This is a genomic window from Bacteroides neonati (genome assembly GCF_000499785.1).
Classification (GTDB): Bacteria; Bacteroidota; Bacteroidia; order Bacteroidales; family Bacteroidaceae; genus Bacteroides; species Bacteroides neonati.
In genome coordinates this window covers 225916-250751 of record NZ_HG726027.1, presented here as the reverse complement: position 1 = coordinate 250751, position 24836 = coordinate 225916, and the positions used below count along the sequence as shown (strand labels likewise).

19 protein-coding genes and 1 pseudogene are annotated in these 24836 nt (G+C 43.0%); 15 read left to right on the top strand and 5 right to left on the bottom strand.

Annotated elements, in window-relative coordinates; genetic code table 11:
* From TY03_RS22735 to TY03_RS19500, 15 genes and pseudogenes are all read left to right on the top strand, one after another.
* Nucleotides 1–356, top strand: a pseudogene (locus TY03_RS22735) (hypothetical protein); the annotation flags it as partial.
* 10 nt (nucleotides 357–366) lie between these two features.
* A complete protein-coding gene (locus TY03_RS19565) occupies nucleotides 367–717 on the top strand; it encodes a hypothetical protein (protein WP_042373051.1) in 351 nt (116 codons plus the stop codon).
* A gap of 4 nt (nucleotides 718–721) precedes the next feature.
* Nucleotides 722–1114 (top strand): structural protein P5, encoded by a 393-nt coding sequence (locus TY03_RS19560; RefSeq protein ID WP_042373092.1) that lies wholly within the window; start codon nucleotides 722–724, stop codon nucleotides 1112–1114.
* A gap of 21 nt (nucleotides 1115–1135) precedes the next feature.
* Nucleotides 1136–1573 (top strand): hypothetical protein, encoded by a 438-nt coding sequence (locus TY03_RS19555; protein WP_042369725.1) that lies wholly within the window; start codon nucleotides 1136–1138, stop codon nucleotides 1571–1573.
* The gene (locus TY03_RS19550) at nucleotides 1533–1862 is read left to right on the top strand and encodes a hypothetical protein (protein WP_230202007.1); all 330 of its coding nucleotides are present in this window, start codon (nucleotides 1533–1535) and stop codon (nucleotides 1860–1862) included. Before TY03_RS19555 ends, TY03_RS19550 begins: the two co-directional genes overlap by 41 nt.
* Nucleotides 1850–2575: a BACON domain-containing protein gene (locus tag TY03_RS19545; RefSeq protein WP_042373050.1), complete on the top strand. Its 726-nt coding sequence runs from the start codon at nucleotides 1850–1852 to the stop codon at nucleotides 2573–2575. Before TY03_RS19550 ends, TY03_RS19545 begins: the two co-directional genes overlap by 13 nt.
* Before the next feature lie 2 nt (nucleotides 2576–2577).
* A complete protein-coding gene (locus tag TY03_RS19540) occupies nucleotides 2578–3051 on the top strand; it encodes a hypothetical protein (RefSeq protein ID WP_042373049.1) in 474 nt (157 codons plus the stop codon).
* Between the two features lie 8 nt (nucleotides 3052–3059).
* Nucleotides 3060–3287 (top strand): hypothetical protein, encoded by a 228-nt coding sequence (locus tag TY03_RS22080; protein WP_230202006.1) that lies wholly within the window; start codon nucleotides 3060–3062, stop codon nucleotides 3285–3287.
* 3 nt (nucleotides 3288–3290) lie between these two features.
* A complete protein-coding gene (locus tag TY03_RS19530) occupies nucleotides 3291–6767 on the top strand; it encodes a hypothetical protein (protein ID WP_042373046.1) in 3477 nt (1158 codons plus the stop codon).
* A 1-nt stretch (nucleotide 6768) separates the two neighbouring features.
* Complete coding sequence (locus TY03_RS19525; protein ID WP_042373044.1) at nucleotides 6769–7227, top strand: hypothetical protein; 459 nt, start codon at nucleotides 6769–6771, stop codon at nucleotides 7225–7227.
* Between the two features lie 33 nt (nucleotides 7228–7260).
* Nucleotides 7261–12420 (top strand): hypothetical protein, encoded by a 5160-nt coding sequence (locus TY03_RS21645; protein ID WP_052332565.1) that lies wholly within the window; start codon nucleotides 7261–7263, stop codon nucleotides 12418–12420.
* Nucleotides 12421–12450: 30 nt separating this feature from the next.
* A complete protein-coding gene (locus TY03_RS19515; protein WP_042373042.1) occupies nucleotides 12451–16236 on the top strand; it encodes an Ig-like domain-containing protein in 3786 nt (1261 codons plus the stop codon).
* A gap of 359 nt (nucleotides 16237–16595) precedes the next feature.
* Nucleotides 16596–17111 (top strand): RNA polymerase sigma factor, encoded by a 516-nt coding sequence (locus TY03_RS19510; protein WP_042373040.1) that lies wholly within the window; start codon nucleotides 16596–16598, stop codon nucleotides 17109–17111.
* Complete coding sequence (locus TY03_RS19505) at nucleotides 17092–17613, top strand: hypothetical protein (protein ID WP_042373037.1); 522 nt, start codon at nucleotides 17092–17094, stop codon at nucleotides 17611–17613. Before TY03_RS19510 ends, TY03_RS19505 begins: the two co-directional genes overlap by 20 nt.
* Nucleotides 17610–18209, top strand: coding sequence for a DUF4252 domain-containing protein (locus tag TY03_RS19500; protein ID WP_042373034.1), 600 nt, complete (start codon nucleotides 17610–17612; stop codon nucleotides 18207–18209). The genes TY03_RS19505 and TY03_RS19500 overlap by 4 nt, the downstream gene beginning before the upstream one ends.
* Nucleotides 18210–18280: 71 nt before the next feature.
* Here TY03_RS19500 and TY03_RS19495 read toward each other — a convergent pair whose 3' ends face one another.
* The 5 genes from TY03_RS19495 to TY03_RS19475 form a co-directional block, all read right to left on the bottom strand.
* The gene (locus tag TY03_RS19495) at nucleotides 18281–19279 is read right to left on the bottom strand and encodes a YeiH family protein (protein ID WP_042373033.1); all 999 of its coding nucleotides are present in this window, start codon (nucleotides 19277–19279) and stop codon (nucleotides 18281–18283) included.
* 260 nt (nucleotides 19280–19539) lie between these two features.
* Nucleotides 19540–20883: a discoidin domain-containing protein gene (locus tag TY03_RS19490; RefSeq protein WP_042373030.1), complete on the bottom strand. Its 1344-nt coding sequence runs from the start codon at nucleotides 20881–20883 to the stop codon at nucleotides 19540–19542.
* 12 nt (nucleotides 20884–20895) lie between these two features.
* Nucleotides 20896–22044, bottom strand: a complete 1149-nt coding sequence (locus TY03_RS19485) for a DUF1735 and LamG domain-containing protein (RefSeq protein ID WP_042373029.1) — start codon at nucleotides 22042–22044, stop codon at nucleotides 20896–20898.
* 16 nt (nucleotides 22045–22060) lie between these two features.
* Nucleotides 22061–23206, bottom strand: a complete 1146-nt coding sequence (locus tag TY03_RS19480) for a glycoside hydrolase family 18 (protein WP_042373026.1) — start codon at nucleotides 23204–23206, stop codon at nucleotides 22061–22063.
* A 19-nt stretch (nucleotides 23207–23225) separates the two neighbouring features.
* Nucleotides 23226–24824 (bottom strand): SusD/RagB family nutrient-binding outer membrane lipoprotein, encoded by a 1599-nt coding sequence (locus TY03_RS19475; RefSeq protein ID WP_042373024.1) that lies wholly within the window; start codon nucleotides 24822–24824, stop codon nucleotides 23226–23228.
* Nucleotides 24825–24836: the final 12 nt, after the last annotated feature.

The window sequence follows — 24836 nt, the reverse complement described above, 5'->3', positions numbered from 1 at the left end:
TGTTACATCCTTATCATGTATCCGATTTGCAGTTGCAGGATATGGATATGTATAAAACCTTCTTCTCTACCAACCGTCTCTTCAATTTCAAGGTAGAGATTTATTCGGAAACACCTCGTTTCAATGGAACTACCGGAGTGAAACTGGCTTGGAATGCTCCTGTATCGGCAACGGATGCCATTGCGTCTTTTGCCTACCACAAGGATTCGGTGTGTCGCGCCAAAGGCACAGCCGATATGTACTATCGACTCAATGACCCCGAATATCGTGGTGATATCGTCGGTTTCAATATGCGCGGTATTGCCTTGCCTATCAACGGTAAATACCTCGGTGCAATTTATTCAACCAAAGCTTAATTAAGAAGTTATGAGCCACATTAACATGAAATCGCGGAGAAGTTTTGACTTCTTCGCTCCTTACAACGAGGAGGGTGAGCGTTGTGTCACCACTGTTTTTCCCATCGCCATCAAGCGTGGGGTAGTAGATAACAAACTGGCGCATGATTGCAGCCCGACGCTGGCAGAGGTGAATAGTGCCACGTCAATTACTGTCCAAGTAGAGACCACCGTTCAGCCGGGAACTATGTTGATCTTATCCAACCGAGGAGCCGGAGCGGCAACAGTGAAAGGCGTGGAGTGTGCCGGAAAGAAAGTAACCACATTGATGTGGGACGGAAACGGATACATCAAACTGGGTGAAACCGCCATATCGGAATAAAGCCATGAGAGGACTACGTAACAACAATCCGGGCAATATCCGTAAGAGTAAAACCGAGTGGCAGGGGGAGATCATCCCCTCCACCGACTCGGCTTTCAAACAATTTAAGAGCATGGCCTACGGTTATCGCGCCATGATCAAGTTGCTGCAAAACTACTCGAGGTTGAACAACTGCCGTACCATCCGCACCATGATCAGCCGGTGGGCACCACCCAGTGAGAACGATACACAAAGCTATATCGCTACGGTGCGAACACTGACGGGGATGGGTGCCGACCATGTGGTCGACATCAACGACAAAGAGACCATGTGCCGCCTGGCGGCTGCCATGAGTCAAGTAGAGAATGGCAAACGGGCTGTCATGGCAGACGTGGAAGCAGGCTGGGAACTATTGTAAAACCTCTAAAAAGAAGAAGGCATGTCTACGGATTTAATAATGCAGATACTTCAATGGCTTGTTCCTGTAGGCAGTGCCGGAACCGTTTTAGGATGGATATTCTATCGCGATGTGAGGAAAGCCCGTGAAGCGAAAGAGAAGAATGACATTTACAAGGATATGTACGACAACATATCCGGTACATTAATCGAACTACAGAATGAAAATAAAAGATTGTATAAAGCTGTTCGACAGCTTAATCAAACCATTCAGAAAGCGACCAGTTGCGTGCACTTTGCTGATTGCCCTATGCGCGATGAGTTGCAGAAGTCCGAACGGATTGACCTCGACCCACCGCAGCGACAGTCTGGCAGTCGAAAAAAGATTCGAGCAGAGCCTGGTGCCTGTACCCATGAGCGTGGCGAAGATGGATATACCGATGAACGCTCTTACACAGTTGCCGATCGGGACAGGTTATAACAAGCGTAGCGGACAGGCTTCGTTGGATATCCGACGGGGTGAAGGCGATACACTCACTATAACGGCTACCTGCGACTCACTCGCCAGGGAAGTAATCAGGCTCACCGAAGAGTTGACCCGGATACGGGACGCTACCGAAGTATCAGAAAAGCCTCCTGAGATCGTCAACGAGCCCACCGGATGGCAATGGTTCTGGATTCGGATCGGACAATTATCGGTCGGTGCGGCCGCTTTAATAGCACTTAAAAAGTATATAAACGGAAAAAGTATAAAATTATGGAAAAAGTAAATGACGGACACATCATGCTGCTTGACGAACTAGTCATGGGCGGGAAAACAATTGGTTTGATTTCTCAGGAAGGCATTGACTGGGGAGGCGACAAGCCTACCTATAATAAACTGTTTGCCGCACAGCGTCGGGGTGGCCCGGTAAAGAAGGTACTTGCTACTCCGGGCACCAACATGTTCACCTTCCAGATGATACAACTCCTTGCAGAGAATTGTGTGGCATTGGCAGGTGGTACGGCTACGGGCGATAAATGGGACGCTCCATCGGATGTGGTGACTATCGAAGGGCCTGCACAGATCAAAACGGGAACCGGTCAGTTGATCGATATCAAGATGTTGTCTCTCAACGCGGTTGTACGTGGTAAACTGGGCAACTCGGGTAACCTGTACCTGGATTGTGAGGCGGAAGTAATCACTCCGACAGGCGGTACGTCTCCTTTCTCCATCGGTATGGCAGAGCCTTATGTATCGGTAGATAACAGTACGGTTCAGTTTGTTAAAGCGGGTGGCACCAAAGTGGTACGCATGAGCTCTTCGGGCGCGTTGACAGTATCGGCTGCTCCAGCCGGGTTTACCATCGTTCAGGATGGAAACTTCCTGGTGATCACGGCTGCCGCCAATGACGGATCGACTGTCAAAACAGGTACCATCACGTTGACGCTGGCAACTGATTCGGCAAAAACAGCAACCATCGAACTTACTCAGGCTAAATAACCATGAGTGAAGTAGAACTCAGAGCAGCCGATATATTGCTCGATGTGGGTGTGGCAATTCCTGTCCGCCCACTTCGATACCTTGGCAGCAAGAAGAAGCCCCGACGGGTGGTGATGCGCGTACCTTGCTATGGTTCAAAGCTTCGGATTGATCGCAAGTACCTCAAAATGGGGGTATCTTATGAGCAGTTGAAGGAAAACACTTTTGAACAGAACATGGAGTTCATGTCGGTTCATGGCAAGGCGGTGAGTGAGATGGTGGCATTGACATTGGTACGTGGCTACCTGAGCGGAATGCTCTTTTGCAAGCCTGTTGCCTGGTGGCTTCGCTGGCGGGTGCATCCCGGGTTTCTGCAAGAGGCTTGGTTTCAGATGCTCAAGCTACTCAACCCAAAGGATTTTATGACTATTATCAGCTCGGCACAGGCGACGAACCTGATGAAACCGAGGCTGAGCCAACCGGAAAAGGGGAGTTAACGGGCCATATGGAAGGTTCCCATAGCCCCTTTGGTATGCTCTGGCAGATTGCATCAGCTACGGGATGGAGCTTGCACCACTTGCTGTGGAAAGTCAATTACCCCACCTTGCTGCTGATGGCCGCCGACGCACCGCGATACGTAAAGAAGAAAAAAGAGGAAGAAGGACAGGGAACCCGGCAGCGAGGTAGCTCACTGGCATTCTTTCAAACAAAACTCAAAGAAACCAAAGAATAACGCATGGAACCTGTACTGTTAGAATTTATCTCTCGCGACAATACCAAAGAGGGTATGCAATCTGTCATCGGCAACATGAGTGTGGTCGAGAAGAGCATTCAGGACAATACAGTGATGATCCGTCAGTTGGAAAAGGTGCTTAAGGAGATGCAAACACAGTTTGCCGGCACGACCCAAACCATTGCCGACCAAACGGACAACATCGCCATGATGGAAGCACTCAAGAAAGAGATTGACGAACTAAAAGCCAAGCTCCTTGAGTTGGAAGAGGTCAAGAGAAGAGGGGCAGACGCACCCATCGTTCACCCGTCGGTGCCCCGTGCTGCTGCTTCGCAATTTAACGGACTCGGGTTTAGTATTCAGCAAGTGGCGCGTGAGTTACCATCGCTGACAATGGGAGCAAATATGTTCTTTCTGGCGATATCGAACAACTTGCCGATATTGGCGGATAATCTAAGGATGGCTCGAACAGAGTATGATGCGTTAACAAAAGCAGGAAAGACGGCTGTTCCGGTGTGGAAACAGGTGTTGTCTTCTATTTTTTCATGGCAGACAGCAATGGTGGCAGGAATCACCTTACTATCCATGTATGGAAAAGATATTATAGCTTGGGGAAAGAGTTTTCTTTTTGGCAAAAATGCGATGGACGAGGCTCGAGAAGCACGACTAAAGTTGAATGAGGTAGAGAAAGATGCTGTCTCAACAGCAGTAAAAACAACTGCTTCAATAAATGCTTCAATAGCTGCTATACGCACGTTCAATGGAAATAGAAAAGAAGAAAAGTCTTTGATTGACAACCTGAATAGTAAATATGGAAATACTTTTGGGACTTACCAAACATTATCTGAGTGGTACGATACACTGACCTCAAAATCGGCGAAATATATTGAGATGCTTTTCGTTCAGCAAAAAGCGGAATCGTTAATAAGTGAAGCCGTCAATGTGGATGCCGAGATAAAAAAGATAGAGGCTGAAGGTCCGAATGAAAAACGCCCTTGGTTTGGTAAGGGTGGAAAATTAGATAACTTTATTACAGGTAGTACTAAAAATCAATTTGGCTCAGACCCTGCGATGGTTGCCTACAATGATGCATTAGAAGAAAAAAATACGAGAAAAGAAGAGTTACTCAAAGAAGCAGAAGAGTTGAATTTAAGAGCTATAAAAATAGAGAACGAAGAATTTACACCGAATAAAACGACACAGAACAAAGAAAACCTAATCGATAAAATTTCCGATTCAGAGCTCAAAGCCCGTCAAAAGATCGAAGAGATGAAAGTCTCTATTATGGAGAAAGGTGCTGCCAAGGAAAAGGCTGCTGCCCGTGCCCGCTTTGACGCGGAGCTACTGAGAATCGATCAGGAAGAGCGGGAACGTCTCGAAGCCTTGGCCAAAGCGAAAAAACAAGGGCTTCCCGTTTCAAAGGAACAGGTAGATGCAGTTACCTCTCAAGCAAGCCAACAGCGCAAAGGAGCTTCGGAGGTCTATGTAAAAGAGTTTGTTGATATTGAAAAAGAGTATGCCGACAAGCAGAAGAAAGATTTCGATAGTTTAGTGGGAAAGTATCAGGATTATACCGACCAACGTTTATCTATCGAAAAGAAGTTTAATGAAGATATCAGAAAGATACAGAAAGAGCGTGATAAAGCGCAGCAAGAAGGCGATACGGCAAAGGTAGAACAGACGAACCGTGCCATCGCCCAAGCTACCGCCAATAAGGGGAAAGAACTCATTAAGCTGGACTTCAATCAACTCAAAGAGACTCCCGAATACGTACGTGCCTTTGAAAACCTCAAAGAGACTTCATCGGATACGTTAAGCTCTCTGCTGGCGCAACTGGAGAATGCCAAGAGTGCCGCCGCACAAGTGTTGTCTCCCGATCAGCTCCGTGAGTACACAACCACCATTCAGGAGATCATGGATGAACTGGACGCCCGCAACCCTTTCCAAACGCTTGCCGACCGGAAAGCGGAGTTGGCAGAGGCAGAACAGGAGCTTGCCAAGGCTCAACAGCAACTAATTGCAGTGCAGCGTGGCGAACAGGTGGTTACAGGTGTGAAAGCAAGTAAGTTCAATAAAGACACGGGTAAAATCGAATCTGAAAAAACGTATCTGACCGCTACTAAGGCTGCTCAGGACTACAGCAGGGCACAAGATAATGTTGCCAGGTCGAGTGCCAGAGTAAAGAAGGCGGAGAAAGAGGTCAATGACGAAATGAATGAACTCTTTTCCTCCATAAAAGACGTAGGAGACTCCGTCGGAGGACAGTCGGGTCAGATTATCAACCTGATCGGTGATATCAGCGGCTTTACTATGTCTGTTATGAATGGAATAGAAGCGGTTGCCGATACATCGGCCACTGCAATTAGCAATGTTGAAAAAGCGTCTGTTATCCTGGCCATCATCAGCACTGCCATACAGATAGCCACCAAAATAGCCGAACTGTTCAAAGGAGAAGATGAGGAAGCGAAAAGGAGAAAATACATTGAACAACTGAACGGAATCGTTGATATCTACGATAAGATCATAGACAAACAAAAAGAGGGTATTAAGTTCGGTTATGGTTTCTCTGCCATTGACAGCGCCAGGAAAGCAATGGTAGAGCTGAACAAACAAACGGATGTATACCGGAAAATAGCCTACGAGAGCGGAAATAAAATGATGGGATTTACGGGAATGGATACCTGGGCAACCATTGTGAAAGAAATGGGTATAAACGCCAGTGGAGATGATCTGCTTTCATCCAGATTACTATCCACGTTGTCGGGTAAGCAGTTAACCATCATTCGTGACCAATATAAGGAGTTTTGGGCGAAGCTCCCTGAAGAGCAGCAAAAAGCCCTTCAAGCCATTATCGATGCAGGAGACAAGGGGAAAGATGTTATTGACAAATGGCAGGAGGCCATTACCGGAATATCTTACGATAGTTTCTATGATGGTTTTATTGAGAATCTGGCAAATATGGATATGTCTGCCGCCGATATGGCAAACAACTTTGGAGAATATCTTCGAAAATCGATATTGGGTGCAATGGTTGCCAAGAACTTCCAGAAAGAGATCGACAGCCTGTATCAACTCTGGGTTTCTGCTGCCGATGATCAATCGGCCGGAGGAATCGATATAACGAAAACTGAATCCGACGATATTCAGAAGAAATATAAAGAGCTCATCGAAGCCATGACGGCCGCCAGGGACAATATGGCAAAGGACTTCGGGTGGGAGTCAACAACATCACAAAGTGGCAAAGCCGGAGACTTCACTACGATAACACAAGATCAGGGCACGAAGCTCGAAGGGCTGTTTACCTCTGTACAAGGGCATGTAAGCAATATTGACGATACGGTGAAGGATATCTCCATGATCATGGGCAAAGCCATTGACGCACTCTCTAAAATAGTTGAGAACACGGCTTATTGCAAGTATTTGGAGCAGATGGCCGCCGATATCTCGGAATTGAAACGTGACGGATTTAAAATGCAATAAGATGGAACAGGTATTGGAAGGACTACTACTGATAAACGGACAGGATGTATATACAACTTATGGGGCTTACCTGACCGAACTCAAAGCCGGGGATCATGCGAACTATAACGAGTTACTCAAGCCCCCGGCGATGAAGCCATATACAGCCGTTGCGTATCGCGAGCAAGATGGGGAGGCATTGCCGGATGTGCTGCCGATTCCTCGTTTCGAGGCGCGTGACATCACCCTGCATTTTGCGATCACCGCCGAAACGAAAACCGATTGGTTTGCCAAATACACAGCTTTTATCACGCTTTTGAAGAGTGGTTGGCTTAACATCGAGGTACCGGAACTGAATAAGACTTATAAGATGTATTATAAGGATTGTACCAATTATGAGCAACTAACATACCTGAAAGAAGAGGCGGTGTATGCATCGCGCTTTAAGTTGAAGCTTCGCGAGCCTAAACCGGGTATTTGAATAACGATTGAACAATGATTAAATACTGATCAAATGGAACTCAACATCTATAATAAAGAGGGGCAGTTAAAGGCAACCGTATCGCCCGCCGACTCGTCGACACTTGCCGAGGGGTTGATGGCGGACTGCATCCTGAGCCTGTCCTTTGTCCTCTTTGACTGCGTGCAGCTCGATGTGAACGACTATGTCGATTTCTTAGGCAAACGGTACCGGATGCTCGAAGCCTATATCCCGAATCAGAAATCGACGGTTGAATGGAATTACAACACGAAGTTCTACGGCATCGAAAGCGTGATCCGTCGTGCTCTCTGCCTGAAGACAGTGGACAATGAGCTGAATCCTGTCTTCTCTCTTACCGCACCGGCAATCGAACAAGTAAGGCTGGTGGTAGAGAACATCAACCGTGTGATGGGAACCACCGATTGGAAGGTAGGCGAGGTTATTGCTACCGATAACCTCACTATCGACTATAACGGAACCTATTGTAACGATGCGCTTGCAGCCATTGCCACTGCTGCCGAAACAGAATGGTGGATAGACGGGCTTACCGTCAACCTGTGCCGGTGTGAATATGGCGAACTTATTGAACTGGGATACGAGAATGGGCTCAAAGAGATCACGCTTGATACGAACGAGAACGCCAAGTTCTTCACCCGCTTGTTTCCAATGGGAAGCAACCGAAACATCGATCCAAAGAAATACGGAAGCAGCCGCCTTCATCTACCCGGTGGTGTGAAGTATCTTGAACAGAATACACACTACGGAGTGATTGAGCACTACGAGGAAGCCGCTTTTGCATCCATATATCCGCGCAGAGTCGGCAAGGTGGGTGTGGTTCGGAAAGAGACCAAAACGGGTGAAAACAAAAAGCCTTTTGATATCTACTATTTCACTGATCCGGGGTTGAACTTCAACCCGAACGAATATGTAATAGCCGGGTTGATTAAGCATGTTGTCTTTGAAACGGGAGACTTGGCAGGACGCGACTTCGAGGTAAACTACCACGCCGATAAAAAGGAGTTCGAAGTTATCACCCAATGGCCATACGACAATGAAATGCAGTTGCCTGGTGCATTGGTAATGAAACCCGGTGATGATTACATTCTCTATAATATCACCATGCCTACGGAGTACTACGCATTGGCGGAGACGGAGTTTGAGACTGCCGTAGCGGAATACATGAAGAAAAACAAACTCGATAAGAGTGTGTATAAAGCACCTACGGACTATATCGATCTGGGCAAGCGAAATGTATCACTTACCGTTGGCCGGCGTATACACTTGATGAGTGATAAATACTTTCCTCAGACAGGTTACCGAGACAGTCGAATTACGAAGATCACCCGTAAGGTGAACGAACCGTTGTCGGCTGATATTGAGATTAGCGATTTGGCGAACCCCGGTGGAAAGGCTGTTATGGAGCAAGGTATTAAAGATGCCAAGCATTATGCACAAGCAGCAATGGCCGGGCTGCCGGATATGATAAAAAGCTGGGAGAATACCCCGGCGAGTGACTCGAATCTGTACACGGCAAAGAAAAGCATACGTTCATTCATTAGCCGATTATGGGATGATGTTGTGGCTGGGATGATTACTTTTTTGAAGGGTATTAAAATTGGGCATTTTGTTTCAGGCTTGGGTGGTTCTGGTGCATATATTAACGAAAAGGGCTTTGCCGAGATGCAAGGTTTAAAGTTGAATGAATTTCTTGAAGTACCGGAACTTCGATTTAACCGTATAGATGTAGTGTCTGGCGAACTTTGGAATAGTATCGCCTTTGGGATTATCGAATCGGTAGATACCATCAACAAGATAGCTACTTTAAAGTTAGAATCCGGAGAGCTCAGAGGCGTACATCTGAATGACTTTGCACGAGGGCTGTTCCACAATCTTACAGGCAATGCTACCACAAGTGAAATAGATGGGTGTGGATTCTCTACGATGCCCGGCTTTTCAACGTCATATTTCACTCCAACCAAACTGCTTGCTGATGGAAAGAGCTTTCAGTACGAGTTGAAACCCGGTACGAAAGTACATCCATGCAGATCTATGAAATTTGCTGTGTATGGTAATGCTACAGATAAGAATCGTCAGGCATCAGCTTATTCGACACGCACCTACAAGCGATATCTTGTAGGCGTAAATACATGGGAGATTGACCCGAACCGGAATATCAGTGCTCAATATGGCGATGTGGAAGGACTTACCATTAACGGTTATACCATGCACGGAACTGGTTCATATCAGAGTAATGGATACTTTGCCGGATATATCAAGCTTACACCTGAGCAGAAAGAAGAACTCAAAGGAGATAACGGGAAAGATGGCTACAGCGTCTCGCTTTCCTCTTACGATGCTGTAGTGGCTGTCAATAGTGACGGTGAGATTGACTCATCATTGTATGACATCATCAATATTGTGTCCGGCAATGAATCGGCTTATACAGGAGATAATCAGATTGTAACTACGAAGTACAAGATACAGACTAGTATACAGGCAACTTGTGGAGCAACGAAGCTGGAGCAAAGCGATGTGGTCGGTGCGGGTAAGTATGTGGTATCTGTTACTGCCACAGGCTGCGAATATAGCCTTTCGGATGGAGTGATTACAATAACAAAGATTACTCAGGACAAGGCTACGCTGGATATTGAAATCAACTGCGAGGGTATTGCAGTGGTTAAAAAGACATTTACCCTGACGCGAGTGTATGGTGAGCGCGGCTTTACGGGTGCGGACGGAAAGGATATTGAGTTTATCTACTTGCGCTCTAAGGTTGACAATGCTCTAGTGCCCGACTCGGAAAACACCGACGGGTTTGTTCCGGCAGGATGGATGGATAACCCTACCGGGACGACATCGGAGTTTATCTACGAGTTGATATCAAGGCGGGTAAAAGTAAATGGTACTTGGGGGACATATTCAAACCCGGCTCCTTGGTCGCGATATGCGAAGGATGGTAAAGATGGCGATTCGGTTACTGCAAAATACTCAGTTAACGGCACGGATTGGCATGCCGGATTTGCGCAAGGTGATATCTATATGCAGCTATACACCAACGGAGTCGCATCGGGAAGCATCAATCGCATTGTTGCCGAAGATGGTGCGGACGGGCAGTACACCGACTTTCAGTTTGCGAAATCAACCTCTGCAACAGTTGCTCCTACCGAAGGGTGGCAAGATGTACCTACAGGCGTTTCGGCATCGGAATATCTTTGGATGCGCAGCGGTGTAGTGACGCCCCCTTTAACGACTCCGACAACGTGGACTGCTGTACGTATTGGCGGGGTAAACGGCAACTCGGTGGATGCTGAGTACTCTGCCGATGGCGAAAGCTGGCATACCTCGTTTGCTACTGGTGATTTGTATATGCGTCAGCGCATTGGTGAGGGTGAGTGGACTCCGGCTTTTCGCATTGTAGGTGAAACAGGTAAAAACGGTCAATACACCGACTATCAATTTGCAGCAAATGAATCACTGACTGACGCTCCGGCATCGGGTTGGAAAGATGCGCCTCCTGTTGTATCTTCCGGACAGTATCTTTGGATGCGCAGCGGTGTTGTTATTCCGCCTGCAACTGAACCTAAAACGTGGACGGCTGTCCGCATTGGCGGTACAAATGGAGATGATGGTAAAGATGGTCCGGGATTCGAGATTATCTTCTGCCGCACAAAAACCAATACTGCGCCAGCTAAGCCGACTGGAAAGAATCAAGACCAATATGTACCTGATGGCTGGACGAATGACCAGACCGGAACGTCGGCACTCTGGCCGCATGAGTTTGCCAGCCAACGCCGGAAGATAAACGGCGTATGGGGTAGCTTCTCTGCACCTGCTTTATGGGCGAATTATAGCTTTGATGGCGATGATGCCTATTCGGTAGCACTGTCATCCTACGAGTCTATTATAACACTGAATAGTAAAGGAGAGATTGACTCATCACTCTATGATATCATCAATGTTGTGGCAGGTAACGAGTTGGTATATACAGCCGACAGCCAGGTCGTTACAAAAAGATTCAAGGTGCAGACCAAGATACACGCATGGCATGGTGCAACCTCTCTTTCGTATGCAGATATAGCCGGGCATGGAACCTACTCGCTTACCATTACTGCATCCGGATGTGAATACTCCATCGCTAATGGTGTAATCACTATCACAAAAGTAAGCCAAGATAGGGCGGCACTCGATATCGTCGTCAATTGCGAAGGAAAGATTACATTTGAAAAAACGTTTACTATAACTCGCGTTTGGAACGGTCAGGATGCAAATTTATTGGATTGGCTCAAACCGTGGGATGATAACAAAACAATGATAGATGGGGAGTGGGTGGCGTCCCCTAAGATGTTCAGCGGTACAAGAAACCCTGATACTGGAAAGTTAACGGGAATAGCTCAAGGTGTGGATTGCATCACGATTGACGGCAAAAAACGGACAGGAATTTTTGCGTTAGTGGATGATAAAGTGGTGTTTGCGCTTGACCCAGACACGAAGGAGTATAAATTTGTAGGAAGGGTTGAAGCGAACGAAGGAACATTTACCGGTGAAGTAAATGCTAAATCAGGAAAAATAGCTGGATTCACAATATCTAATGGCGTATTAGAGAACAAAGAAGAGGGAGATGAGAATGAAATGCTTCTTTCGAGAAGCTTAATTCGTTTTATCAACAGCTACGCCAGTGTTTATTTTGGTGCAGATACCTTTCCTGCCACTGGTGGAGGTGCGCTTGTTACTCCGATACGAATAGCGGTTAATAGAGAAACATCCAACATCGGTGTAGGAAATACAGGGATGTATTTGAGCGTTACTGGGGCTAAAGCCTATGATGATATGGTATACACCGGAAACAGTGCATTGTATATACCCGAGGGGCGTATATCTGGATTTAGGTTGCGTCAGCGTAGATTGTCTACGAGTCAAACACTAAGTAAAATGGATTCCATCATATTGAGTATTGCACGAAATGATGTAACGTACACACTCCCTTCCGAATGCGAAGATGGTCAGTTGATAATAATCAAAAAACAAGGTGGTGGTAATATAACAGTTACGGCAGCTCCGGGCGATACAATATCAGAAACGTTTGACAGGCGCGTACAATCAACCAATTTCGGAAAAGGGTATTGTTTGCAGTTCTGTTATGACTCCGTGAATAAATCATGGTGGATGGTTGATACCGCGGATCAATGGAAGTAATCAATAGCGAAAACTATAATATCAATTAATATGGCAGAAGAATTAAAATTAGACGTCAAAGACTTCGCTCCGATGTCTGAGATACACGACGATGACAGATTTATGATGACGCAAGCAGCCAATGCGCACTTTGCAGCATCCATGACCTTCGGGGTATTCAAAGAGAAGGTGCTGGCTCCCATCATCGAGAATAGCAAACCTAACGGAATGGGATGCGAGATATTCGGAAGCATCGACGAGTACAATGCGTTGACCAATCTTGATCCAAAGACAATGTACGTCATCATCGAAGGGGGGAAGATTACGCAGGCTTTCCTTGGTGAGTATCCGTTCAGCGTTGGCGGAGGAGGTGATGTGGGCGGTATTCCTATCGAACAAGTGTTTGTCGACTTGGACGCCTTAGTGTTGGAGTTGGGCGAGAACAAGCAGCTCACGGCAACATATGAGCCTTCGGATGCGACCAATACAGTACTATCTTGGACTACCAACAACCGATTGGTTGCAACAGTGAATAATGGTCTTGTAACCTCCGTTGGCAAAGGTGAGTGTCTAATCAAGGTAAAATCCCGTAGCGGTGCTTTTGCCGAATGTGCTATTACAGTAGAGATTACTCTTGTTGGGCTCTCCTTCAGTAGCGAGAACAACAAGTTGGTGAGCGGATTTACTACGCAACTCGAACCTATCGCTACGCCGGGGAATGCTACCTTAGCTTTGACCTATACCAGTTCCGACACGTCTAAGGCGACGGTTGACGCAGCTACCGGAGTCGTTACACCTATAGCTACTACCGGAGAGGTAACTATCAATGCAGTCAATAAAAACGGTGTACGAGCTAGCCTTACTATGGAAATAGTGCCGTTTACCGTATCGGTTTCTTGCCAAGGTATTGACAATACGGATAACTCAGTGAGCAATATCTTTAGTAAGTGGCAACTGATGAAAAGAGGTGCTCCGACGCACTACAAGTACAGTGAGACAATCAAAGAGAATGGCGCAGAGTCTACTTTGCAATCAGTAGACTGGACGCCCATGCCTGCCGATGGTATCGTAGATATTGAACTGTATGCCGAGTTTGGATACAAGTATATCAATTGGAGTTTCAAAAGTGAGGGAAATACATACCAAGAAGATATTGTTGCTCCTATATTCTATAAAGAGCCAGAACTAATTACATATAACTTTGATGTAGATGTACAATGTACACAGGAAGAGGCAGAAGCTATGTCAATGGAGATACCTTATTATAAATATGATAAGAAGTTCACCTACTGTTTAAGAAACGATGATAACCTAACTTCTTTATGGAGAATGGCATTTAGATATTGTAATAGAGAATATCTTCCTAAAAATATAAAACGCTATGAGCGTACAGATGGTGAGATGAATTTATTGTCAATGGCTGACAAAAGACGTTCACCGAGAAGATTGGGATATACAGATGGATGTAATACGCTTATTCCTTTTGTTTTTGATACAGCTGGAGTTGTAGAAACGGAATTAGGGCTTTCATTTGAGTCGGGTAATGCAACTGAAGTTCAAAGAGAGGATATATTAAAACATAAAGATTATGGTGGACACTTCATCTTACATAATATGAACTTTCTTACTTCTGACCCTATTAAGCAGAAATATGAAAACGATTATACGTATCCTTTACAGCGTGACCGCAATGTTCTGCATAGTAAATTTGGTTATACTTCTGTTACTTATGCTAATCCAGATGGAGACCCTTATTATACACAACCTTGTATCAAAGACCCTAAGACATTATTAATGTCTGGAGGAGGTGCAGCATTTTATACGCCAGAATCTCTTGCTAATAACGAGAAAGGCACTACCTATGGGGAACGCTTTCCTGCTTCTGTTTCTCACTATGGATTGCCTGCTCATCGTACCGCTTTTAGTTGGGACTCTAATTTGTCAAATGTTCCACTGTCAGAAATACGAAACACATTAAATACATCGTATGTTTATTCTGAAAATCATCCGTTTAGGTCTAACTTATGGCGTACGCAGCACCAACTTGCTTCGCTGGGAAAACCAACGCTGGCTACTGAATTAACTCACGGATTAGGATATAATATAGAACCTAATGGTAGTATAAGTGATGAAAATACGGCTCTTTTAAGAAAAGACTTGAGCTTCTTCGAAGAAATATTTGATATAGCAGGAGCTAATGGTAGTGATACTATTTGGTTTTGCTCAGCAGATGAAGCCATTGAGTATATGTATTACCAACGTGTAGCGAAGATAAGTAAGCTGATAACTTCTACTGGTTGTAAATTTATTATTAATATAACTATTCCAGATTATCTATCTTATAAAACTTATTCTGCAATTATTCGTAACTTACCCGAAACTGCTATTGTAACAAGAGGTAAAGGTGTTACTTCGTTTAGTAAGAATCTGAAAACGGGATTAATCAATTTTGGTTATTCTACGGATACAACCGAGCGTGCTTCTAGGTATGTTCAAAAGTATTTGGAAAATCCAACCAATGATAATCTGGATAATGCTTGGTACTTCACCCGATTATTGGGAGAGCTACAGACTCCATATAGTTCCCAGCTTCCAGTATTTAACGAAGTGCCTGTTATTTCTTCTGTGTCTTGTCCAGAGACCGTTACTGTTGCAAAGCTTTCATTAACAACAGTAAATGCTAATAAAGAATTTGGTGAAGCTAACTTTCTTGATGTTTCAGATTCGGAAACCTTCTCTAATGTACAGTCTTATTCTATACCATCTGGAACACATAAATGGTATGATTCTCTAGATGCTAGTTGTTTGAGTAATACATTTGAGATTGATATTAAACCTTTATTTGAAGTGGTGCAGAATGTGTATGTTAGATTAAGAAATGTATATGGCTATTCTAATACTGAGAAAGTATCGGTTAAAGTTATTAGAGTGGATGGTGTCAATGACCCCTTAATTGAACTAACTCCAAATGCACAGTTCAAATATGATGACCACATAGAATGTGCAATTTATTATGAGAATATAAATGAGTTCAGATACAAGGTTGATGAAGGTGAATTTACCGTCTGGAGTAGAATGGCAGATTCTGTTGATATACCATTAGCTAAAGGTATTCATATTATCACAATTCAAGGACGAAATAATTTGAATGAGGTGGTAGAAAAGGTTGTTAATGTTAATTTCACAGGGAAGCACCGAGTTGTTTTATTTGGAAATGTAACAACAGCAGGAATAGTGGATAGCGTTGGCTATGTTAATAAAGTATCAAATGCAGAAGCTGGTGTTCCGCAAATATTAGACTTAGAAGGTATGCAAATAGGCAAAGAAGTTGGTAAATATTATAAATATAATAAGACGATTATAGACAAATTCAGAGCTAAATATGGCATTTCATTAGAGGTAAATATAACCCCTGCATATTGGGAATCTCCTACATTTATTGATGAAAATGGGGTATATCCTAACAACTTGATTGTAAACAGTGGTAAAAAAGAGATTCAATTATATGGTGGTATAAGAACAGATTCGACACAACAGGCAGTTAAGTACCTAACCGAAATGCCTGCTGGAAACTATAAGGTGAAACTTCTGTTATCTGCTAAAACACATACTGCATATAAGTACCCGAATATAATCAGAGTACAGAATCAGCTTATCCAAGTTCCAGCCACAGATTCATCAAAGGTCATTAATAACAACCAGCACTGGTATGAATTTAATGATGTAATAGTGGATGAGGACGGTTTCTTATTAATCTCTCAATATAGCGATGTGATATTTGCAGACAATTTAGACAGGCTGTCTCCAATTGTGTTGATGGAGATATGCAAGATATAACAATCATCTCCTTGTGGCTAAAGATAAAAGTAGATATGTGTTTTATTAACACAAATTAAAAAGAAAATGATGAGAGATTCTAAAGAACAGAATGAAGTAAAGATGGAGCCTAATCAACCACCTGTCGGAGGTGATGAAGGCTATATATCAAGCGCCTGAAGTAAGAGCGATTAAGCGTTCACAATAAAGCTGTAACTTGATCTTGTTGCTACGAGTGATGAAAGAAAACAAAAAAAATACACATTTCGTTTTGTGTTAACAAGATTAAAAACGATGCAAAACGATTTGGGAATATTCTACAAGTCGTTTTGCCGTTTATACTACGTCTATAAACATATAAACACTGATACCAACTATTCATGGACGCCGAAAGTTTTAAAAAAGAGTTTCTGCCATTTCATCGCAAACTGTATCACGTTGCTTTCCAATTACTCGAAAACGAAGCCGATGCCGAAGATCTTGTGCAGGAAGCTTACTTGAAGTTATGGGATAAGCGCGAAGGGCTTACCATCATCAGTAACCCGGAGGCATTCAGTGTAACATTGGTGAAAAACATGTGTTTTGATATGCTACGTTCGGGAAAATACACCCTCAGCAAACAAGCCGTAGAGTTAACAGCCATTCATGAAACCTGCCAGGCCGATAACTACGAATTGCGAGATGAGGCCTGCCAGGTGAAGGCACTGATTGCGTGTCTGCCTCAACAACAACAAAAGGTTTTGATGCTGAGAGACGTTAAAGAGTGCACATACGAAGAGATAGAGCATATCACCGGACTGAATGCGATCAACATTCGTGTATTACTATCGAGAGCCAGAAAAAAGATTCGTGAACAATTTAATAGAGTGAGTAACTATGAAGGTAGAAGAAATTGAAAAATTACTGACTGCATTCTACGAAGGAAGCACCACCGAGAATCAGGAAGAGATCTTGAAAGCTTATTTCGGGACAGAGCATATACCCGAACGCCTACAAGAGGAACAAGCTTTCTTTCGGAGCTTTTATGGAGAGAGAACACCCCCAGAGGTTCCCTCACAGCTGGAAGAGCGACTAATTCGTATCATCGATGCCAAAGAAGAAGAGGAAGCACGCTTCTTTCATCACAATAAGGCTAAACGCAATTGGCGTTGGATAAGCAGCATAGCAGCCAGCATGGCCCTGCTGCTGGGAGTTGGCTATGGGGTTTACAACTATCAGGATAGGATCGAGGAACCCAAAGACACCTTCAGCAACCCACAGGAGGCTTACAAGGTACTCCAAGCTACCTTAATCGAAGTTTCGATGGATCTGAACAGCGGAATCAATCAGGTATCAGAAACAAGAAACGATATAAACAAAGTGAATAAAGAAATCAAAAAACAAATTCAACAGCGATGAAAACAAAGAAAATAATCCTCTCCATTCTCGTTCTACTGTTTTGCCTCATCGGCAACGCACAGAACAATCTGTTCGATAAGTATAGCGATCTTCACAACGTATCGTCCGTTTATATTTCGAAAACGATGATCGAGATGAATCCCAACCTATATACCAAGGATGTATTCATCGGCAAGGTAGCCGGACAGCTCGATGCGGTCTATATTATTTCGACTATGGATAACGGCACAAAGAAAGACCTACGCAAAGACATTGACGAGTTCATACAAAAAGGGAAATACGAACTGTTGATGAAACAGAAAGGGGTCGTCTCCCGTTCGGCCTTCTATGTAAAACGAAAAGGTACCGACCAAGTTCGGGAATTAATCATGATTACCGACGGGGCTGCCACGCTCAAATTTGTTTCGCTCATAGGAGACCTGACGCTGAAAGATATTCAAAAGATCACCTCCTACCAATCAACTTCCGATAACATCCTGATCTTTCCCACCGATGCATTCAAGGATATCTTTACCGGCAAAGAGTTCAAACTCGATCCGGAAACATTAAAGAAACTCGAAAAACTAAAAGATTTTAAATTATCGATCATCGGATAAACGCAACAATGCGGGTATATCAGAAGCATAGCCCGACATACCCGCATTGCGTATTCTCTCTCTTTTAACAATCAGAACCAATAAATATACGCAAGCGTACTGCAACTAATGATGATCCAAAGTACAATACCTTGAACAAGCGGTTTAATACCTACCGCCTTCAATACGTCTCTCGATAGCGATGCCCCGATAAAGAAGAGGGTAATCGTTAGTGTTTTACGGGCAAACCCGTTGATTGCATTACCAATCTGAATACCGGTCTCGGTAGTTCCCAATAGGTAGGTATTGACCACCATCGCCAGCACAAAGAAGAAAATAAACCAGGGAATGCTTATCTTTTGCCCCTTGCTTTTAAAGATAAATGAAGTGGCAAATGCCAATGGAATAATCCAAAGCGCACGGGTCAGTTTGATCGTGGTAGCAACTTGCAACGCTTCCTCACCATATGCCTGACCGGCACCTACTACCGAACTGGTATCGTGAATGGCTATGGCCGCCCATGTTCCAAATTCATGCTGGCTCATGTTCAGTGCATGCCCGATAACCGGAAAGATAAACAGTGCAATGGCATTTAGAATGAAAATAGTACCTAATGCCACAGACATCTCACTATCTTTCGCTTTCAACACAGGTCCTACGGCAGCAATAGCACTACCTCCGCAGATAGCCGTGCCCGAACTAATCAAATAAGAGGTATCGCGATCAACTTTCAGTAACTTACGACCGACAAACCAACCAATCAGCATGGTTCCTACCACCGAGATAATGGTAAACTCCATTCCTTCCTTACCCGAAGCCAAGGCAGCCTGAATATTCATACCAAAACCCAAGCCAACTACAGAATACTGCAATAGGTATTTAGAGAGTTTTTTATTGAACTTGGGGTGCGCCTGCCCACATAACAACGCAAAAGCCAACCCCAGAAAAAGTGCCACCGGAGGAGTAACCCACGAAGAGACTGCACTACAGCCTGGTATATAGTCTAACAACATGAAAACACACAAAACAATCAGCAATGCTGCATAAATAGTTTTATTATTCCTTTGCAACGATTCGGTCAATGAAGCCATATAATTTTAATTTATTAATTTACTTTTCCGAGTGCAAAAATAACGCTTCCAAAGTAGATATCCCAATCGTTTCTATTTATGTATGATAACTTTTCGTTATAATCAGAGCAACTAAATTGAAACACTAACAATCATCTCTCAAAATCATTTCATTTATCAGGCCAATAAAATATAAGATAAATATAGAATCCCCTTATTTTACTCTTCTTTTTTCAAAGAATGAAGAGAGTAAATAAGGGGATTATTTTTTATATCGAAATTTATTTACCGTAAACGGTTATCTCAGTTAGGTATCCGTAACTCCCAAAAGAAAGTGAGAAACGCATATAGTGTGCATTTATGGTTTCAAGAGATTTAATAGTAACCTTTTTCGTACTTGCAAGGATCTTGTTGGACACTTTTTCCCATTTGACACCATCATTACTCACATATATGGTATACCCGGTGGGACTAGGATAGGGACTCGTGTTTTCTAACATTACACCATCAATCCGGCGCTCGCCTTTCATATCAAGAGTCACAGTAACATCCTCACCGCTTCCATACCACTCCCTAGAGTTTATACCGTCAATCAAATAAGGAGCTAAATTAGGTCTTTTTGAAGCTGTAATGCTCCATCCCTCTTTCGACAATGCGGTTGTCAACTCTTCCGTGGTAAGTACCATTTTAGAAACATCAATATCCAGCTGAATGAGAACATCTGCTTTATTCTTAAGAAGCTCTATATTCTTCCCATCTTTGTCAAAAATGACTATTTTCATGGGCATATAAATCTTTTTAGCTTCAGTAAACTGATTGAGTCCTTTTAGTTCAAAAGAGAAATCTACCACATTAACCTCATCTAGAGATTTTGCATCAAATTTAGGAAACATATTGTCTGGAGCCAACTGATAATCCTTTAATCTCCCGGGATAATCTTTCGCTACCTCATCGGCACGCACTAGATTGACTGTATATCCTTCTTTCAATTTGAGAGAAGACAATACTGATAAATCAATTTTGGTACCCCCAGATACAATAGTCTCCTTAGAAGTAAGAGTAACTGCTTTTTCAAAAACCTGATTTTTCAGAGTTATCACCTGTTCATCTTTGAACGTCAACAATTGAAGCCCTCTGTTTGTGCTCGGAAAAAAGACAGAAGATTCTTCTTTAACAAGACGAACAGGTAGTAAACTATTAATCTTCAACCCTTCCATATTCACGCTAAGCTTAGCTGTCGTTTTTCCCATACCTGCGGGAATCACACAGGTGGATTCTGCTATTTTCACTTTATCTACACCAATAAACTCTCGCGTTTGGTAACCAGCCAAAGCTATATCGTCACTTTTCAAGACCTCTAAAGCGAATCGATTATCTTTTTCAACAGGGCGAGTAGTGGCGATAAGCATACTTGCCTCTACTTCAGCACCTATACTGGTCGTACCAATAAAAGGAATTATAATCTCCGCAAAAGGTTGGGAGAAAAACACTAAATTTTGACGTGGATCGACACCGTTATAATAGCTCTTCACATCATATTCACCTTCATAACTTAACTCCTTACTGCACGATGTCAACAGGATGATACAGGCAGGAATGATATATAATAATGTATTTTTTTTCATATTATTCTAATTCTATTTTTTTTCTGGAAAATAAACAGGTGATGTCCATTGAATCTTTGCCTCATCGTAAGGAACGTCAGAGGACGATGAAACATAAGAATGAAAGTGTATCGGTTCGTTATTTTCCTTAAACTTGCTTACAGAGCACTTCAATCCCGACTCTTTAGTCAGTGGAGCATAAACCAACAGGTGTTTGTTTGTCGGATCCTCAACATAAAGATTTTCCATTATTTGATCAGAAGTCAACGCACAGTCGTAGAGACGAATATCACGCATATAACCTACAAAATTACCAAAACTAGCTTGGATTTTATACCAATTGTCGTTATTTGCAACATCAAATTCTGTCTCAAGAATACCATTAATATACATTTTCACATGTTGTTTTTTATACGTAAATGTAATGTGATACCATGTGTTCCGTGCAAGGGACTGCTTCGAAAAAGCCAATGGATCGTCAGAACCACCCGCCTTATATTGAAGCTTTCCGTTCGATGTTATGCGAGAGTAAAAAGACCCCATGGCAGGCTGTTGGTTATCAAACAAACGATCGAACTTCATGCCATAATGAAAAGTCCACTCCTTGATCTCGACCGGTGCATTGGGAAACGTATACTTCATATAGAACCCTTGTTGGCGCATTACAGAAGTCTCCAGAATACGATCCAGCGCAAATATCTGATAAGAGCTTTGTTCTAAAACTCCCATGCTATTAGCCGTACTGACTTGTACCGGGATGGCATATTTGTATGAGGGGTTGAGCGTTGCCGCTTCTTTCTTGATATTAATCTTCACCGGTGCAGTATTGTATGATCCCGCTTGTATCACATCCTCAACACGTTCTACTGTAAAATATTCAGAAGGGAGTATCTTGAAGTTCTTGCCATGTTCTTCATTATACTTATTCAAAGTAGTCGTATCAACTGCATAAGCTATATAAACGTCTTCCTGAGCAAGATTGGCGGTACGTGCAGAGAATCTAGCCACTGCGCCATTTTCCTCAAGCAATATTTTTTTCATTGGAGAGCTTTCAACCTCTTCCATATATACTGCATTAGGCAGATTTTTCTGAGCATTCACTTCATCTACATCCACGTTGGCACAGCCAAAGACGATGAACGAAAGAACTCCTGTAAGAATATAATTTAATCTCTTTTTCATTTCTAAAATATTTAGATTATTTATTAGCCGGATTCATTATCTGAATACCTTTTCTCAAATACTTATAAGTGGGCTGTGCTGCAAAGTCCTTTTGCATGTGATAAGAACCGATACCTCCTTTGCGGTATTGTCCCCCAAGCGGCTTCCATTCCGCCATACCTATGTAAGAAGGAACAGTTCTCCCATCTGGGGTAGAAAAATTAACACCACCAGTAGACGAATATTTCTCAAATTCTTCCGTCACAATCAATTTATTTGCAACTTCTTCGGGAGTATGAACCGATGAAAAATGACTAATTAAAGAATTCAATCTACTGTCTAATCTAGCATTAGAACTGGCTCCATAAGTTTGTAGAATGAAATAATTCATATAGGGTCCATATTTAGGTGGAAACCAATCCGGCTCTCCATCCACTATCAACAGCTTCTTACGTCCTTCTTCTGTCTCGGCTTTAGGTCCGATGCGTTTTGCCATCGTCTCGAAAAACGTATACATGCGTTGAGGCGGTCTCCACATCTCTTTAGCTGTTTGAAACGGCTGTGAATAACTCGGCTCAGCATCAAGGTCAAAACCATCATAACCAAATTTAAAAATAGTATCGCAAAGTGCATTTGCATAAGTCTCGACAGATTTCAGGATAGCCTCTTCGTCACCATCTTTCCATCCCCAAAAACCTTTATTCCATGTCTCCCAGTGTTTTTCTTTTGGAATATCCGGATTCTTCTCAGCAAAATCGGCTGGCACAGGTGGAGTAAGACCTTTACCTATATCAAACAGCAGACAAGCCGTTACCACCTTTAACCCCTTTACTTCTTGGGCATATTTCAAGTCGGCCAACATCTCTTTTGTAGGATTTGCCCAAAGTTTTTCGCCCCAAATAGCCACCAAGTCGGTGCTATCTGGCAATTGCGACAAGAATGTTGAGCCGGGTCCATTGGCTGCCCATGCAGCAAACCACCCAAATGTCAATGAGTGCTCTGATTTTTTATATATACGTAAATTTTCGTAATATTTTTCATTGGCTGCTTTCATCTCAGCATCTGCATGCTCCAGAAGCTTGTCAATATTTTCATTTTCTAACTCTGTCCAATCCGAACAAGCCGTTTGGAAGCAGGAGATTGCAATAAGCAATAGTATATGGAGTGTCTTTTTTAGTTTCATCACTATTATCTATTAAAAATTATTTATTGGATTTCTTATCCCACCATACCCGCGTGTTACCTTTGTCGGGTCCGCCTAACATCTGAACAGCCTTGTTAATGTTTTCAAGATTGTCAGTGTATTCTTTATTAGAATAAACAATACGAGTAGGACCTACAGTTCCGTCTACATCAGAGTCTGTACGGACAAATTTGGCAGGAAAAATATGAGGATATCCTGTACGACGATATTCGCTCCAAGCCTCTTGTCCATCAGGATAAAGTGCAATATACTTTTGAGTTATAATTTGTTCCAACGATTTCTCAAACTCTTTACCTTCCCATTTGACAGTAATCGTACTAACAGGAGCAAGGTTATTTGCGGGATTTGTGTTATCCACAAATTTCACTGGTTTATTAGATGAGTTGGCTACATAACTTTTAGCTTTACTATCATCTATGCCATTCTCTTTGAACGAAAGTGCGATAGCCTTGTTGTAAAGTTCTTCTGCGGTAGCACCACCCATATTCCAATTGCGTAAAGCACCCTCAGCGCGCAAGAATGCAACTTCTGAAGCCTTCATTATATAAATAGGAGTTGCATTTTGTACGTTCAACAACGAGTATTTTGTTCTATCCAAATATTCTGAAACCTTTTCAAGGCTTTTGAAAACAGGATAGAATCCTTCCACAGAACTTTGTTTAGCTTTCGTAAAATAGACGTCTGTACGCGGATCTTCATAGCCCACCATATATGAGTAAATTTCAGCACCCATACGAGCATCGTTATAAGAAGAGCCATTAATTATGACTAAAGGGTTGTTCAGGAAAAGTCCGGCACCTTGTGATAGTTGTGCCATATCATTCGCCTCTACCATTACACCGAATGGGTTTGAAATTGCTTTCTCTGCATATTCTTTAGCCAATGCTTCATCGGCATATACCACGCGCATGGCTAAACGCAACATCATAGAATTAGCTAATTTTCCCCATTTTACATAATCACCCCCATACATCAAGTCGTATTTAGGAAGGACATTGTGTCTTACCTGATCAAGAACCTGCACGGCATTATCTAATTCTTTCAACATTTCAGAATACACATCCTTTTGAGAATCATAAGTTGCTTGAAGCATATTCCCTTTGGAAATCTTCAGATAGGGAATAGGGCCAAAAGTATCTGTTGCTTTGTGAAGACTTGTAACCTTTATGATATCCAGCAATGCATTTACTGCATCATCACCTATTGTTTGCTCTTTTAAGTTCAACCAACTAGCAAAAGTTTTTTTATACATTACTGAAAAAGTATAATCACTCCACCCTTTCAATGAATAGGATGGAAAGCCTCTTCCAATCCACTTATTTTGAGCCGGAGAGATATAGCCGATCCAACATGCCCCTGCTAATGTATAAGGTATTTGATAGTCATTTACATAATCTGTTCCAGAGTTTCCCACCGGGAAAATCGTAGTTTGAAAGCTGGTAAAGAAACCTCCGACATCCAGACCATCCTTTTTTAAGTCATCTTCAGTCGGGTGGCGAAAATCTCTATTTATTTTTTCAAAGTCTGTCTGGCAAGCATGAAAACTCAGCATACCGACAGCCATCAATGCTATATATTTTGTAACTTTTCTTTTCATTTTGATAATATA